This window comes from Streptomyces sp. NPDC004561, assembly GCF_053602155.1.
In genome coordinates this window covers 1-14,306 of sequence record NZ_JBSGDB010000216.1, presented here as the reverse complement: position 1 = coordinate 14,306, position 14,306 = coordinate 1, and the positions used below count along the sequence as shown (strand labels likewise).

Below are 14,306 nucleotides of genomic sequence, written 5' to 3'. Positions count from 1 at the left end.
GCCGCCGCCTCCGCGGCCCGGGCCACGGCCTCGGGTCCGTCGGCGCCGGACAGCGCCTGCTCGGCCGCCGTGGCGCGCAGCGGCGTCGAGCCCATGTTGGTCAGCCCGATGCGCGCCTCCGCGATGTGCCCGTCCTCGCGCCGGACCAGCGCGGCGACGCCGACGATGGCCCAGGACTGGGCGACCGGGTGGAACTTCTCGTAGTGGAAGCTCCAGCCCTCCGTCTTCGGGATCCGCACCTCCACCAGCAGTTCGTCGGGCGCCAGGGCCGACTGGAGGTAGTCGACGAAGAACTCCCGCGCCGGGATCGTGCGCCGGCCGCCGGGGCCGGTGACGACCAGGTCGGCGTCGAGGGCCAGGGCCACCGCGGGCAGGTCCCCGGCCGGGTCGGCGTGCGCGAGGGAGCCGCCGAGGGTGCCCCGGTGCCGGACGGCGGGATCGGCCACGGTGGCCGTCGTCTCCGCGAGCAGTCCGGCGTACCGGCGCACCAGGGGGTCGTGGACCACTTCGTGGTGCGTGGTCATCGCGCCGATGGCGAGCGTGTCGCCGTCCTCCCGGACCCCGCGCAGCTCCGGGATCCGGCCGACGTCCACGACCAGCTCGGGGAAGGCCAGCCGCAGCCGCAGCAGCGGCAGCAGGCTCTGCCCGCCGGCCAGCACCTTCGCCTCCTCGCCCGCGTCGGCAAGGGCGCGCACCGCCTCGTCCACGCTCGTCGGACGGGTGTACTCGAACGCGGGGGGAATCATGCCGAACCCTCCTCACCCGGCTGGCCGTACTGGCCGATGTCACCGGACTGGGCGGCCTGCCCGGACTGGCCGGACTGGGCGGGACCCGTGCCGCCGGCCTCCTCGCCCGCACCGCCCCGGCCGGCGCGGGCCGCTCGGACGGCCTGCCACACCCGGTGCGGCGAACAGGGCATCCGCACGTCCTCCACGCCGAGCGGCCGCAGGGCGTCCACCACGGCGTTCACGACGGCGGGAGTCGAGGCGATCGTCCCGGCCTCGCCGACCCCCTTGACCCCGAGGGCGTTCGAGGCCGCGGGCGTCTCCGTCCGGTCGGTCACGAAGTCCGGCAGGTCCGCGGCCGAGGGCACCAGGTAGTCGGCCATGGTGCCGGAGACGAGGTTGCCCTCGTCGTCGTAGACGGCCTCCTCGAACAGGGCCTGCGCGATGCCCTGGGCGAGTCCGCCGTGCACCTGTCCCTCGACGATCATCGGGTTGACGACATGGCCGACGTCGTCGACGCAGACGTACGACCGGATCCTCGTCTTCCCGGTCTCCGTGTCGACCTCGACCGCGCACAGGTGGGTGCCGTGCGGGTAGGAGAAGTTCTCCGGGTCGACGACGTGCTCGGCGTTGATCGACGGCTCGACGCCGTCGGGCAGGTCGTGGTTGGTGAACGCCTCGAAGGCGATCTCCTGCATGGTCCTGCGCGCCTCCGGAGAGCCCTTCACGGAGAACACGCCGTCCCGGAACTCCACGTCCTGCTCGCTCGCCTCCAGCAGGTGCGCGGCGACCTTCCGGGCCTTCTCGACGACCGTCGTCGCGGCCCGGTGCACCGCCTCGCCGCCGACGGCCAGCGACCGCGAGCCGTAGGTGTCCATGCCCTGCGGCGCCGCCTGGGTGTCGCCGTGCAGCACTTCGACGTCCTCGAACGGCACGCCGAGCACGTCCGCCGCGATCTGGCTCCAGCAGGTCTCGTGGCCCTGCCCGTGCGGGCTGGTGCCGGTGACGACCTCGACCTTGCCGGTGGGCAGCATACGGATGCTCGCCGCCTCCCAGCCGCCGGCCGCGTACCTGAGGTCGCGCAGCACCCGGCTCGGCGCCAGGCCGCACATCTCGGTGTAGGTCGACACGCCGATGCCGAGGCGCACCGGGTCGCCGCTCTCGTTGCGTTTGCGCTGCTCGGCGCGCAGGTCGTCGTAGCCGAAAAGGGCGAGCGCCTTGTCGGTGGCCGCCTCGTAGTTGCCGGTGTCGTAGGTCAGCCCGGCGATCGTGGTGTACGGGAACTCCTCGTGCCGGATCCAGTTCCGGCGCCGCAGCTCCACCGGGTCCAGGCCCAGTTCGGCGGCCAGTTCGTCCATGGTCCGCTCGATGGCGAACGTGGCCTCCGGGCGTCCGGCGCCCCGGTAGGCGTCGGTGGGCGTGCGGGTGGTGAAGACGCCGGTGCAGTTGAACTCGTAGGCGTCCATCTTGTAGATCCCCGGGTACATGAACGCGCCGAGGATCGGGATGCCCGGGGTGACGAGCATCAGATAGGCGCCCATGTCGGCGAGGAGGTCCACCTTCACTCCGAGGAGCCGGCCCTCGCGGGTGGCGGCGACCTCGACGTCCTGGATCATCGCGCGCCCGTGGTGGGTGGCGAGATAGCCCTCGGACCGGGACTCGGTCCACTTCACCGGCCGGCCGAGCCGGCGCGCCACGGCGAGGGCGAGGGCCTCCTCGCCGTACACCTGGAGCTTGGAGCCGAAGCCGCCGCCCACGTCCGGGGCGATCACGCGCAGCTTGTGCTCGGGGATCCCGGTGACCACGGACAGCATGATCCGCAGGATGTGCGGGATCTGGGTCGCGGAGTAGACGGTGTACTCGCCGGAGGCGGCGAGCGGGGTGACGACCACCGCGCGCGGCTCCATGGCGTTGGGGATCAGCCGCTGCTGGTGGTAGCGGCGTCTGAGGATCACCTCGGCGCGTTCCCGCACCGCCTCGAAGCTCTCGCCGGTGGCCAGCGGCCAGAGGTAGGAGCGGTTGGTGCCCTTGTCGGCGTGGACGAGCGGGGCGCCCTCCGCCAGAGCGGCCTCCAGGTCGAGGACCGGGGGCAGCGGGTCGTAGTCGACCTCGATCGCCTCCAGCGCGTCCGCGGCGGCGTACCGGTCACGGGCCACCACGACCGCCACCGGGTCACCCGCGTAGCGGACCTCCTCGACCGCGATCGGCGGGTGGTCCGGCTGCACGATGTCCTCGGTCACCGGCCAGGCGCAGGGCAGGGAGCCGAGCCCCTCGGCGAGGTCGGCGCCGCTGAACGCCGCCACGACCCCGGAGCGTTCGAGGGCGGGGGAGACGTCGATCCGGGTGATGCGGGCGTGCGCCATCGGGCTGCGCAGGATGGCCAGGTGCATCAGCCCGGCGACCTGGATGTTGTCGGTCCAGTTGGTCTGGCCGGTGATCAGCCGGGCGTCCTCCTTGCGCAGCCGGGCGCGGCCGACCTCGTGTTCGACGGCCTGATCGGTCATGCCGTGACCTCCTCGCCGACCTGGTGTCCGGTGGTGTCCTGCCGGCCGGAGGCGTCCTGCTGTCCGGACGCGGCGAGCACCGCGCGGACGATGTTCTGGTAGCCGGTGCAGCGGCAGAGATTGCCCTCCAGGGCCTGCCGTACCTCGTCGGAGCTGGGGTGCGGGTTCTCGCGCAGCAGATCGCGTGCCGCCATGATCATGCCCGGGGTGCAGTAGCCGCACTGGAGGCCGTGCTGCTCGTGGAAGGCGCGCTGGAGCGCCGTCCACTCCCCGTCCTTCGCCAGGCCCTGGACCGTGGTCACCGCGCACCCGTCCGCCTGGACGGCCAGCACCGAGCAGCTCTTCACGGTCGCCCCGTCCAGGTCGACCGTGCACGCTCCGCAGTTGGAGGTGTCGCAGCCGATCGGGGTGCCGGTGAGACCGAGGCGGTCGCGCAGGTAGTGGGCGAGGAGGAGACGGGGTTCCACGTCGTCCTCGTACGTCGTGCCGTCCACATTCACTTTGATGTGGGTCATGGGCCCTCCAGACCGTGCGGCAGGGACGATGGCCAGCCGAAGGCTGTGGTGTACGTCACTCTATGACCGACCCCTGCGGGCGGCGAGTGCTGTGACCGGCATTGGTTGACCGTTAATCCATTACGGTCGCCAGTGCCTGTACGCCGGCCGCATCCAGGCGGCCCGCAGTGTCAGGACGAGCCGTCCGTCCCCGCCCCGGCGCGCCTCCGGCGGCCCGGATCGGCGCCTCCCACGGAGGGGAGGCCACCGCCCCGTACAAGGCGCGGATCGGCGCGGTCCGCAGGGGCACCGTGGACCTGTACTCCGACATGGGCCCATGCCACTCCTGCCGGTCAAGACCTATCCGGGCGATCCCGTGGCCGCCGCCACCGGAACCTTCGACGTCAAGATCGCCGGGCCGGACGGCCGACGCTTCACCCGCACTGCGAGCGGGATCGACCAGCAGCCCCCCTCCTCGTACCTGTACCCGGCGCCGAACATCACCGCGGCTCCGCTCGACGAGGTGGCCGTACTCGGACGCCACCGAACAGGACAGCGGCACCTGGCTGAAGATCTTCCCCGCCGCCCGCTGCCCCCGGCCGGCGAGCGTCCGCCGTCGACACAGGAGATGACTGATAGTCAACTTACTTATGAGTCAGGCGGTATTGACGGTTCCCCGGCCCCGCCGGAATGTGGTGGGCATGGCGAATCTCCGGGCGCGTCTGCTGGTCGTGCTGGTCGTCCTCTGCGGATTCCTGGCGGTGGCGGGCGCCCTGCCCGCCACCGCCGCCGGCCCGGTCGGCTCCCTGTGGTTCGACGGCACTCCGCTCACCGTGCGGGACGGGCGTCTCGTCGACGGCCAGGGCCGCGAGACCGTGCTGCGCGGGTACAACGTCTCCGGCGAGACCAAGCTGGACGAGAACGGCGGTCTGCCCTTCGCCTCGGTCGCCGACGCCGGGAAGTCCGCGACCGCGCTGCGCGCCCTCGGCGGCGGCAACGCGGTCCGCTTCCTGCTCTCCTGGGCGCACGCCGAACCCGTGCGCGGGCAGGTGGACACCGCCTATCTCGCCGCCGTCACCGCACAGATGCGAGCCTTCCTCGACGCCGGCATCCGTGTGTACCCCGACTTCCACCAGGACCTGTACTCCCGCCACCTGTTCAACGCGAACAGCTGGTACACGGGCGACGGCGCCCCCAAGTGGGCTGTCGAAGCGGGGAGTTATCCGAAGGAGTCCTGCGGCATCTGTCTCTTCTGGGGCCAGAACATCACCCAGAACACGGCGGTGCGGCAGGCGCAGTACGACTTCTGGCACAACGCGTACGGCCTCCAGGACGCCTTCCTCGCCACCGCCGGGACGGCCATGGCCTACCTCCAGCAGCACCTGAGCGACGAGGAGTTCGCGGGCGTCGTCGGCTTCGACCCGTACAACGAGCCGTACGCGGGCAGCTACGACTCCGGGCAGGCCTCGCGCACCTGGGAGCGGGACCTGCTGTGGCCGTTCTACGAGAAGTTCCGCGCCCGCATGGACGACGCCGGCTGGCGGGACAAGCCCGCCCTCGTCGAGCCGAACCTCTTCTGGAACGCGAACATCTCCACGCAGCGGCAGGAGGGCGGCCTGCTGGACGCGGGCACGCTGGGGCCGCGGTACCTCTTCAACACCCACTTCTACGACCAGAAGGCCATCTCCGGCGTCCTGATGTGGGGCAAGGCGGCGGACGGCCAGTACGCCGCCGACTTCGGCGCGATCCGGGACCGCGCCTCGGCCGCCGGTACCGCGGCCGTGGTCAGCGAGTTCGGGCACCCGCTGTCCGGCACCGTCTCGGACAAGGCGCCGACCGTCCTGAAGGCCATGTACCAGGCCCTCGACTCCCGTCTGCCCGGCGCGAGCTGGTGGTCGGACCCGGCCGCCTCCGGCCCGGTCCTGTCCGGCACCCAGTGGCAGTGGGACCTCTACGGCGGCCGGCACCACGAGCCGATGAACGGCAACCCCGGCAAGGTGCTCACCTCGGGCGACGCCTGGAACGACGAGGACCTCTCGGCGGTGCGGCTCGACGACGCGGGAAACGTCACCCTGCGCCAGGACGCCCGCCTGCTGGACCGGCTCTACCCGAGCGCCACGGCCGGCACGGCCCTCGCCTTCACCTACGAGGACCGTTCCCGCGACGGCTCGGCCACCCTGACCTGGAATCCGGTGCCCGCCTCGCTGCCGAACGTGGCGAAGCTGGTGGGCCCGGGCCGGTACGGGCTGCTCGTGTGGCGCTCCGGCAGCGGCACCGCACCCACCGAACTGCACCTGCCGGCGTCCTTCGCCACCGCGTCCACCACCGTCGTCTCCGACCTGGGCACGATGTACGCGCCGCCCGCCTACACCCCGTCCGCCCCGGTCGGCGTGGCCCCCGAGCCGGGCGGCACGGGCAGTCGCCGGCTGCTGCTCACGGACACCGACTCCGGCGTCCTGCACTACGCGCTGGTGACCGACGGAGCGACGGCGCCCTCGGCGGACCTGCTGAGCGCGGCGAGGTCCGAGCTGGCCGGCTGGGCGGCGGCGCGTTTCTGACCCCCCAGCCGTACGGCCCCCGGGCGAGTGGGGCGTCCCGGGAACCGTACGGCCGCTCGATCCCCGCTCAACTCCCCTTCGGGCCGGTCCAGTCGGCGGGCACATGGCCCAGCCGGACGCGCTGCGGATGGTCGCCGACCGGCACCGACAGCACCTTCTGCCCGGTGGCGAAGTCGATGGCCGTGATCCGGTCGGCCCCGGCCTCCGAGATGACGCAGTCCCTGCCGTCGCCGCTCACGGTCGCCCAGTACGGCGTCGACGCGGGGACCAGCGGCCCCTCCTGGAGGGAGGCCCGGTCGACGACGGTCGCGTAGTCGTCCATGGTCCCGGCGACGCACAGCTTGGTGCCCTCCGGGTTCATGGAGATGCCGTGGTGGCGCGAGTCCAGCAGCCAGGTGGTGCGGTCCTTGCTGGTGGCCGGGTTCTCCGGCAGCGTCTTCACCCGGGTGATCCGGTCGGCGGCGACGTCGTACTCCAGGAAGCCGTTGAAGAAGGACACCTGGAAGTACAGCTTGGACCAGTCGGGCGTGAAGGCGGCGGGCCGGACCGCGTCGGAGAAGTCCTTCAGGCCGACGGCGTCCAGCCGGTCCCGCATGTCGATGGTCCTCACCTGCTTGAAGGTGGTCGCGTCGACGACGGTGATGTGGCGGTCTCCCTTCGTCCAGTCCCACGCCGGATCGTCGAGGGAGGTGGTGACCTCGCCGATGGACATGTTCCAGATGTACCGGCCGCCGTTGGTGAAGAAGTTCTCGTGCGGTTTGTCGCCGGTGGCGAACTCGCCGACCTCCCTGCCCGTGTCGATGTCCAGCACCTGGACCTTGTTCGCGGTGGAGGCCGAGACCGCGACGCGGGTGCCGTCGGGGGAGACGGCCATGTGGTCGGCGCGGTAACCGGCCACCGGGAAACGCCAGTTGACCTTGTCGGTGGCCAGGTCGATGGAGACGACGTCGGCGAAGCTCGGGCGGGAGACGACCACCGATCTCCCGTCCGGCGTCGAGTACATGTCGTCCACGTACTGGTCGTGCCCCTCGCCGACCTGGTTGCGGATGGACATGTAGTAGATCCACTTGATCGGGTCGGCGTCGATCTCCGCGAGCCGCTGCTGCCTGTCGGGTACGACGTCGATCCGGCCGATCCTCGCGAAGTCGCCGGAGGAACCGACCACATCGGCGGTGCCGTCCCAGTTGTTGCCGACGAACAGCACCTCGCGCAGCCCCTCGGACGCGGCCGGGGCGGCGGAGGCGGCGGTCGCCGGGGCCGCGACGGTCAGGGCCAGGGCGGCGGCCACGGAGCACAGGTGCCTGGTTCTGGAGGCAGGCATGGCTGCTCTCCTTCCTCGGAGGAATCTGAACACGGGCGGATTCACAGTGAACTTACTGAAAAGTAAGGAAGGGGCGGGCTTTTCGACAAGATGTGTGCACGACAAGATTGGGGGTCGGTGGCACGACAGGTCGGTGCCGCCGGCGGGTGACGGAGGGGGACGGGTGACGGGCAGGTTCAGGGCGCCGACGGGCCGCTACGGCGGCAGGTCCGCCGAGGAGCGGCAGGCGGAGCGGCGCCGCCGGTTCCTGGACGCGGCGCTGCGGCTGTTCGGCGACACGCCGGGCTACCGGGGCACCACGGTCGCCGCGCTGAGCCAGGGCGCCGGCCTGTCCACGCGCCAGTTCTACGAGGAGTACCGCACCCTGGAGGACGTGCTCGCCGCGCTCCACCTGGAGGTCAACGGCTGGGCGGAGCAGGCGGTGCTGGACGCCCTCGCCGCGGCGGAGGGACTGCCGCTGGCCGAGCGGGTCGCCGTGCTCTTCCGGGCCTACGCCCGAGACGTCACCTCCGACCCGCGCCGCATCCGCGTCGCCTTCGTGGAGATCATCGGCGTCAGCCCCCGCCTGGAGGAGCAGCGGCTCGCCCGCCGGGCCTGCTGGGTCGACCTGATCCGCGCCGAGGCGGAGGCGGCCGTCGCCCGCGGGGAGGCGGCGCCGCGCGACTACCGTCTCCCGGCCACGGCGTTCATCGGCAGCGTCAACGGCCTGTTGCACGACTGGAGCTCCGGCTGGGTGGACGCCACGCTCGACGAGGTCGTGGACGAACTGGTGCGGCTGCTCCTGGGCATGCTCCGGCCGGCGGGCTGGTGCCCTGGAGCCGGCTGACACGGCGCCTCCCGGGTCCCGAAGGCCCGCTTCGGGCACCGTCCCCGTGGTTCGCCGCGCGTGATCGGCCGGTAGCTGGTGTGCTGGGGAGGGGGCCGTCGTACCCGTTCTCCGGAGATACCCATGAGTACCTATCGAGTCGCACAGGTGACCGCTCCGAACGGCACCTTCGAGCTGGTCGAGCGCGAGGTGCCGCAGCCGGGACCCGGCCATGCGCGGATCGCCGTGGAGGCGTGCGGCATCTGCCACAGCGACGCCCTCTTCGTCGGCGCCGGACTGCCGGGCGTGACGTTCCCGGAGGTGCCCGGGCACGAGATCGCCGGGCGCATCGAGGAGCTCGGCGAGGGAGTGCGGGAGCGTGGATGGGAGGTCGGCGACCGGGTGGCCGTCGGCTGGTTCGGCGGCAGCTGCGGTTACTGCAGGCCCTGCCGTGAGGGCGACTTCATCGTGTGCGAGAACCTGAAGGTCCCGGGCTGGACCTACGACGGCGGCTTCGGCGAGAAGGTGATCGCACCCGCCGACGCCCTGGCCCGCATCCCCGAGGCGCTGGCCGCGAGCGACGCCGGGCCCCTGGCCTGCGCGGGCGTGACCACGTACAACGGGCTGCGGCGCAGCTCCGCCCGGCCGGGAGACCTGGTCGCGGTGCTCGGCATCGGCGGCCTGGGGCACCTCGGGGTGCAGTACGCGGTCGCGATGGGCTTCGAGACGGTGGCGATCGCCCGGGGCGCGGAGAAGGCCGACTTCGCCAAACAGCTCGGCGCCCACCACTATGTCGACAGCACCTCCGGCACCCCGGTCGCCGAGGCGCTGCAGTCCCTCGGCGGCGCCAGGGTCGTCCTCGCCACCGCGGGGAACTCCGAGGCCATCACGGCCACCGTGGACGGCCTGTCCCACCGCGGGGAGCTGGTGGTCATCGGCGCGGACACCGCCCCCCTGGGCATCAGCCCGGCCCAACTGCTCATGGCCGGCCGCGTCGTCCGGGGCCACCCGTCCGGCACCTCGCAGGACGTGGAGGACACCATGGCCTTCAGCGCGCTCCAGGGCATCCGCCCGATGACCGAGATCGTGCCGCTGACCGACGCGGACGAGGCCTACCAGAAGATGCTCTCCGGTTCCGCGCGCTTCCGGATGGTGCTGACCACCGGCTGACCTGCCGACCGCCTCGGACACCGGCCCGGCCCCGGATCAGGACCCGGGGCCACGGGTCACAGACTCAGGATGACGGCAGCGCTCGCACCTCCCAGGCCGAGGGCCAGGGCGGCCTCGCCCCAGCCGCCCCCGCCCCGGCGGAAGAACCGGTCGAGAGCGAGTCTGCCCGGGCCGATGGCCGCTACGGCCAGGGCGACCACGCTGATGCCCACGCTGTACTCGACCCCGCCATGTGTCTCCCACAGACCATGGGCGCCGGTCACGGTCGCCATCGCATTGATCATCACTCCGATCAGGGCGGCGGCCGCGAGGGGAGTGAGCAGTCCAAGAGCCAGGCCGAGGCCGCCGAGGAATTCGGACGATGCCGACGCGGTGGGCTGGGGCGTGAGTGAGTCCTGAGGACTCGTAGGACGGCACAAAACGCGCTGGGCAAGCATTCCGCTGCTCCCAAACGAGAGCCGATGCGCTTATAGACGCTTGTGCAGTTGTATACGTGCCGGGCACATCCAGGGATTGCTTCTCCCGCGACCGACGTCCGTCAGCGGGGCGTGGCGGCGAGCACCGGCAGGCCGGCGGCCGCCAGCAGGGCGCAGCCCACCACACAGCAGACCACCATTCGCCGTCGCAGCACCCGGTACCTGGTCTCGTACGCGATCCGCAGTTCCTCGGCGCGTTCCGCGGTACGGCGCCACGAGGCCCGGGCCAGGGTCAGGTACTCGGACTCGAACTGCCGCTCCAGATGCTCCTGTTGGGGGTCGGTCAGCCGGCCCAGCCGGGAGACGGCACGCCGCGCCGCCACACGGCTCTCCTCCCGGGTGGCGGCCAACAGCAGATGGCCCTCGATCTCCTGGACGAGGTGCCGCGCCTCATCGGTGCTCATCGCCCGGTCAACTCCCGTTCGTGCGGCTGGAGACGGGGGTGGTGCAGGTCGAACGCCGGGGACTCGCTGCGGATCCGGGTGAGCGCGACGAAGTTGTGCCGCGGCGGCGGGCAGGAGGTCGCCCACTCCAGCGAGCGGCCGTAACCCCACGGGTCGTCCGGCGCCGGCTGCTGGACCGGCTCGGCAACGACGAGGCCGCGCACGGCCGGCACATCGTGGACAGCCCCGACACCGACGCCCCGGGGGCCTGGGTGCACGAGGCCCTGAACCGGCTGTCCCCGGCGGACCGGGAGCTGCTGCGCCTCGCGGCGTGGGAGGAGCTGGCCGTCGACGAGATAGCGGTCGCGGTGGGCTGCGGCAGACGGGCCGCGGCGATGCGCCTGCACCGGGCGCGCGGCCGCCTCAGGGCCGAGATCGACCGGATGCGTCCCGCGACGGCGGCCGAGCCCGTACCGCGTCCCGCCCCGGCGAGCCTCTGCAAGGACCACTGACATGGCCGACGAACTCGAACTCCTGCGCGGCGCCGACCCGGTGCCCGCCGACAGCCCCGGCTTCCGCGACGGGCCGCTGGACCGGCGTGCCGAGCTAAGGCTCCGGCAACTGCTGAGCGAGGACCGCCCACGGCGCCGCGTCCGGCTGCTCCCGGCGCTCCCCGGCCGTACCCCGCGCGCCCGGCCGGCCTGGGGCCTCGGCGTCACCGCGGCCGTCCTCGCGCTCGCCCTCGACGCCGTGCTCGGCGGCCCCAGCGCCCCGCGGGCCGTCGCCGCGCCACGGCCGCTGACCGTCCGCGTCCACTCCACGGCCGTGCCGCTGACGACGATGGTCGCCCTCGCCGACGCGGCCGCGGCGGACGGCTCACCGGGGCTGCGCAAGGGCACCCACGTGCAGTCGTGGAGCCTCGGCATGAGCGACGACAGGCCCCCGGTGACCCTCCCCGAGGAACGGGTGGTGCGCTGGCGCGCGGATGCCGGCCGCACCGAACTGGTCGTGGCGACCGACCCGCGCACACCGGGCCGCCCGGTCCTCACCGACGAGGGCGACCAGCCGCCGCACCAGGTGGCGGACGGCCACGTCCTCAGCCGGACCACCTACCCGCCCAGCTGGAGCGACGCCCCGCCCGACGCACCCCCGCCGCACACCGCGGCGGCCCTGGGCGCCTACCTCACCGAGGTCGTCCGCCCCGGGACCCACCGCGACACGGCACCGTTGAGCACCGCCGAACTCTTCGACGGTGTCGGGGAGCTGCTCGACCACTGGACCCTCGGCGGCCGCGAGTCGGCGGCCGTCGTCCGGCTGTTCGCGAAGGCCCCGGGGCTGCGACCGGCCGGGCAGGTGACCGACCGCCTCGGCCGCACACGTGCACGACGCCGGCGGCATCCGGCACATGCTGATCCTGGAACCGCGCACCGGCGCCGTCCTCGGCATGGAGGCCACCTTCACCAAGGACGACCCCGAGTACGGCGTGAAGGCCGGGGACGTCATGGGCTACAGCGCCTGGATGCGCTGATCACACCCCGAGCCGCCGGGCGGCCGCGTCGACGGTCTGCTCCAGCAGCGTGGCGATCGTCATCGGGCCGACACCGCCCGGCACCGGCGTGATCAGCGAGGCCCGCTCCACGGCCGAGTCGAAGTCGACGTCGCCGACGTTCCCCGCGTTGTAGCCGGCGTCGACGACGACCGCGCCGGGCTTGATGTCCTGCCCGCGGATCAGCCGGGGCCGGCCGACCGCGGCGACCACGATGTCGGCCTCGCGCACCGCCGCCGACAGGTCCCGGGTGCGCGAGTGGCAGTACGTCACCGTCGCGTCGCGGGCCAGGAGCAGCATGCCCACCGGCTTGCCGAGGATCGCGCTGCGGCCCACCACCACGGCGCGCTTCCCGGCCGGGTCGACGCCGTACTCGTCCAGCAGCCGCAGGATGCCGCCGGGCGTGCAGGAGACGAAGCCCGGCAGGCCGAAGCTCATGGTCGCGAACGAGGCGAAGGTGACCCCGTCGACGTCCTTCTCCGGCGCGATCGCCTCGAACGCGGCCCGCTCGTCGACGTGGTCGCCCACCGGGTGCTGGAGCAGGATGCCGTGCACGGCCGGGTCCTCGGACAACTCCCGCAGCGTGCCGACGAGTTCGGCGGTGGTCGTGGCGGCGGGCAGCGCCACGTGCCGGGACTCGATGCCGGCCTTGCGACAGCGGTTCTGCTTCATGCGGACATAGGTCACGGACGCCGGGTCGTCACCGACCAGCACGGTCGCCAGACAGGGCGCCACGCCGGTCCGCGCGGTGAGGCCGGCGGCCCTCCGCGCGGTCTCCTCGACGATGCGGCGGGCGGGGGCGGTTCCGTCCATGAGGCGGGCCTGGGTCATGCTGCACACTCCTGAGCTGGATCGACTCTCCTCGCCCAGGCGCGCGGCATCCACCACGGACCGCTCCCCGGTGGTGATCCACCTCAGCGCCAGTCACGGCCCGCGTACAGCCTAACCGAGGGCGTCCACGACCCCCGGCCCCCGACCGTCGGAGCCGGCCCGCACACGTCTGTGCCCGTGAACTCCTCTACAGGGAAGGGGACTTGCTCACCTACCTGGACCGGGCATACCGGGCGCGCCGCGTTCGAGGCGCTCGCGGCAGCGGAGGCCGCGGGCGAAGGCGCGCCCCTCTCAGCGCCGACCGGACGACGGCGGCGGACACCTGCAGACCCGCCGCCGAGATCGGTACCCGGCGCCGCGGCCGCGCCCGCCCCAGAGCCGCGCGGGCCGAGAAGGTCCAGGTCAGCCGGGAGGTGACCTGGACCCTGGCGAACTTCCTGCCTATTCGTCCCATGCCTGGACCATGATCTGTTCGGCGATCTTCCCGTCCCGCAACGTGATCATGGACTCGGCGAGGACACGGGTGCCGTCCTCGTACTCGCAGGACTCGGTGTAGGCGACGTGGTCGCCCTGCAGGACGCACCGGTCCAGCTTGTGCGTCATGTCGCGGCTGTAGACGTCGTCCAGCATCTCGGCTATCTGACCGCGGCCGTGCAGGATCTTGGGATGGCTGGGCTGGGTGTTGCGGTCGATGATGCGGATCTCCGCGTCGTCCGCGTAGAGGGCCAACAGCGTGTTCCCGGTGTTCCCTTCTATGCCCCGGCGCAGTGTCTCGGTGTCGAAGGCGGAGCCTGTCGCGGTGCCCATGGTGACCTCCTTCAGCGCCCGCGGCCCGGCGGGGAGCGGGCCGCCCGGGTCCCACCTTCGAGACTCCTCCGGCCCGGCGGCCTCGGCAAGCGCAGACGGTGCGCTCCGCCTCACGGGTGAGCGCGGCCCGCCACCCGTGTCCGTCCGGGGGCCGCCGCCGTTGCTGAGGGCATGATCTCAACACGACGTATCGTCGCCGCCCTCGGCATCGCCGCCGGGGTCACGGGCCTGGCCGCACCTCTCGCGAACGCGGCCGACGCGAGCGCCTCGCACACCGGGCAGATCAACCCCATGACCGTGCTCGACTCGCTCGCCGTCAGCGACCTCCCCCCGCAGCAGCAGGCCCAGATGCCGCGCGTCTCCGACCAGGTGCGCGCGCTGAACCAGGTCAGCCAACTCAACCGGCTGAGCGAGCTGCACCAGATCACCGACCTAGCGGCCCCGGTGACCGGCCTCCTGCCGGCCGTCGAGGCCTGAGCGGTCGCCGTCCCGCACGAGGACCACAGGGCCGTCCCCGGCGCGGGGGCGGCCTCACGCCTGTACGGCCCCGGTGCCGCCGCCGGCCCGCAGCATCAGCCAGTCCCGGGCCAGGGCGTAGACCGATGCCGGAGCCGGCGCCGTCCCGGCCGGGGGGTCGTGCAGGGCGCCCTCGAACACCTCCCGGCCCTGGCCGATCAGCCAGCACC

Annotated in this window: 13 protein-coding genes, 2 pseudogenes and 1 riboswitch; of the genes and pseudogenes, 6 read left to right on the top strand and 9 right to left on the bottom strand. The window is 72.7% G+C overall.

The annotated features are described in order from the left end of the window. The 3 genes from ACWEN3_RS25675 to ACWEN3_RS25665 form a co-directional block, all read right to left on the bottom strand. On the bottom strand, window positions 1-746 hold a 746-nt coding region (locus tag ACWEN3_RS25675), incomplete at its 3' end, for an FAD binding domain-containing protein (RefSeq protein WP_452975356.1). Next, complete coding sequence (locus ACWEN3_RS25670) at window positions 743-3,229, bottom strand: xanthine dehydrogenase family protein molybdopterin-binding subunit (protein WP_452975354.1); 2,487 nt, start codon at window positions 3,227-3,229, stop codon at window positions 743-745. The genes ACWEN3_RS25670 and ACWEN3_RS25675, both read right to left, overlap by 4 nt. Continuing rightward, the gene (locus tag ACWEN3_RS25665; protein WP_452975351.1) at window positions 3,226-3,744 is read right to left on the bottom strand and encodes a (2Fe-2S)-binding protein; all 519 of its coding nucleotides are present in this window, start codon (window positions 3,742-3,744) and stop codon (window positions 3,226-3,228) included. Before ACWEN3_RS25665 ends, ACWEN3_RS25670 begins: the two co-directional genes overlap by 4 nt. 680 nt (window positions 3,745-4,424) lie before the next feature. On the opposite strand from ACWEN3_RS25665, the gene ACWEN3_RS25660 reads away from it, so the two are divergent. Further along, complete coding sequence (locus tag ACWEN3_RS25660) at window positions 4,425-6,281, top strand: cellulase family glycosylhydrolase (RefSeq protein ID WP_452975349.1); 1,857 nt, start codon at window positions 4,425-4,427, stop codon at window positions 6,279-6,281. A gap of 67 nt (window positions 6,282-6,348) precedes the next feature. Here the strand turns inward: ACWEN3_RS25660 and ACWEN3_RS25655 are convergent, their stop codons facing one another. Then, window positions 6,349-7,602, bottom strand: coding sequence for a YncE family protein (locus ACWEN3_RS25655; protein ID WP_452975346.1), 1,254 nt, complete (start codon window positions 7,600-7,602; stop codon window positions 6,349-6,351). Between the two features lie 163 nt (window positions 7,603-7,765). Here ACWEN3_RS25655 and ACWEN3_RS25650 point away from each other — a divergent pair, with 163 nt between their 5' ends. Both ACWEN3_RS25650 and ACWEN3_RS25645 read left to right on the top strand, forming a co-directional pair. Next, complete coding sequence (locus ACWEN3_RS25650) at window positions 7,766-8,428, top strand: TetR/AcrR family transcriptional regulator (RefSeq protein WP_452975344.1); 663 nt, start codon at window positions 7,766-7,768, stop codon at window positions 8,426-8,428. Window positions 8,429-8,551: 123 nt separating this feature from the next. Next, a complete protein-coding gene (locus tag ACWEN3_RS25645; protein ID WP_452975342.1) occupies window positions 8,552-9,577 on the top strand; it encodes an alcohol dehydrogenase in 1,026 nt (341 codons plus the stop codon). A gap of 56 nt (window positions 9,578-9,633) precedes the next feature. Here the strand turns inward: ACWEN3_RS25645 and ACWEN3_RS25640 are convergent. From ACWEN3_RS25640 to ACWEN3_RS25630, 3 genes and pseudogenes are all read right to left on the bottom strand, one after another. Beyond that, a pseudogene (locus tag ACWEN3_RS25640) lies at window positions 9,634-9,936 on the bottom strand (DoxX family membrane protein); the annotation flags it as partial. A gap of 179 nt (window positions 9,937-10,115) precedes the next feature. After that, complete coding sequence (locus ACWEN3_RS25635; RefSeq protein ID WP_452975339.1) at window positions 10,116-10,457, bottom strand: hypothetical protein; 342 nt, start codon at window positions 10,455-10,457, stop codon at window positions 10,116-10,118. Beyond that, window positions 10,454-10,660, bottom strand: coding sequence for a hypothetical protein (locus ACWEN3_RS25630; protein WP_452975359.1), 207 nt, complete (start codon window positions 10,658-10,660; stop codon window positions 10,454-10,456). The genes ACWEN3_RS25635 and ACWEN3_RS25630 overlap by 4 nt, the downstream gene beginning before the upstream one ends. On the opposite strand from ACWEN3_RS25630, the pseudogene ACWEN3_RS25625 reads away from it, so the two are divergent. Both ACWEN3_RS25625 and ACWEN3_RS25620 read left to right on the top strand, forming a co-directional pair. Further along, window positions 10,616-10,948: pseudogene (locus ACWEN3_RS25625) on the top strand (RNA polymerase sigma factor); the annotation flags it as partial. The gene ACWEN3_RS25630 and the pseudogene ACWEN3_RS25625 overlap by 45 nt on opposite strands. A 1-nt stretch (window position 10,949) precedes the next feature. Next, on the top strand, window positions 10,950-12,056 hold the full coding sequence (locus ACWEN3_RS25620; protein ID WP_452975337.1) for a CU044_5270 family protein: 1,107 nt from the start codon (window positions 10,950-10,952) through the stop codon (window positions 12,054-12,056). Here ACWEN3_RS25620 and ACWEN3_RS25615 read toward each other — a convergent pair. Then, window positions 11,965-12,813, bottom strand: a complete 849-nt coding sequence (locus tag ACWEN3_RS25615) for a bifunctional 5,10-methylenetetrahydrofolate dehydrogenase/5,10-methenyltetrahydrofolate cyclohydrolase (protein WP_452975334.1) — start codon at window positions 12,811-12,813, stop codon at window positions 11,965-11,967. The genes ACWEN3_RS25620 and ACWEN3_RS25615 overlap by 92 nt on opposite strands. 26 nt (window positions 12,814-12,839) lie before the next feature. Beyond that, a riboswitch (ZMP/ZTP riboswitch) is annotated at window positions 12,840-12,920 on the bottom strand. Window positions 12,921-13,254: 334 nt separating this feature from the next. Then, window positions 13,255-13,620, bottom strand: coding sequence for a nuclear transport factor 2 family protein (locus ACWEN3_RS25610; protein WP_452975331.1), 366 nt, complete (start codon window positions 13,618-13,620; stop codon window positions 13,255-13,257). Between the two features lie 171 nt (window positions 13,621-13,791). Here ACWEN3_RS25610 and ACWEN3_RS25605 point away from each other — a divergent pair, with 171 nt between their 5' ends. After that, complete coding sequence (locus tag ACWEN3_RS25605; RefSeq protein WP_452975328.1) at window positions 13,792-14,097, top strand: hypothetical protein; 306 nt, start codon at window positions 13,792-13,794, stop codon at window positions 14,095-14,097. Window positions 14,098-14,306 lie beyond the last annotated feature (209 nt).

Coding starts and splice junctions, on each gene's coding strand:
- ACWEN3_RS25670 (WP_452975354.1), bottom strand. CDS start 3,229: ATGACCGATCAGGCCGTCGAACACGAGGTCGGCCGCGCCCGGCTGCGC.
- ACWEN3_RS25665 (WP_452975351.1), bottom strand. CDS start 3,744: ATGACCCACATCAAAGTGAATGTGGACGGCACGACGTACGAGGACGAC.
- ACWEN3_RS25660 (WP_452975349.1), top strand. CDS start 4,425: ATGGCGAATCTCCGGGCGCGTCTGCTGGTCGTGCTGGTCGTCCTCTGC.
- ACWEN3_RS25655 (WP_452975346.1), bottom strand. CDS start 7,602: ATGCCTGCCTCCAGAACCAGGCACCTGTGCTCCGTGGCCGCCGCCCTG.
- ACWEN3_RS25645 (WP_452975342.1), top strand. CDS start 8,552: ATGAGTACCTATCGAGTCGCACAGGTGACCGCTCCGAACGGCACCTTC.
- ACWEN3_RS25635 (WP_452975339.1), bottom strand. CDS start 10,457: ATGAGCACCGATGAGGCGCGGCACCTCGTCCAGGAGATCGAGGGCCAT.
- ACWEN3_RS25620 (WP_452975337.1), top strand. CDS start 10,950: ATGGCCGACGAACTCGAACTCCTGCGCGGCGCCGACCCGGTGCCCGCC.
- ACWEN3_RS25615 (WP_452975334.1), bottom strand. CDS start 12,813: ATGACCCAGGCCCGCCTCATGGACGGAACCGCCCCCGCCCGCCGCATC.
- ACWEN3_RS25610 (WP_452975331.1), bottom strand. CDS start 13,620: ATGGGCACCGCGACAGGCTCCGCCTTCGACACCGAGACACTGCGCCGG.
- ACWEN3_RS25605 (WP_452975328.1), top strand. CDS start 13,792: ATGATCTCAACACGACGTATCGTCGCCGCCCTCGGCATCGCCGCCGGG.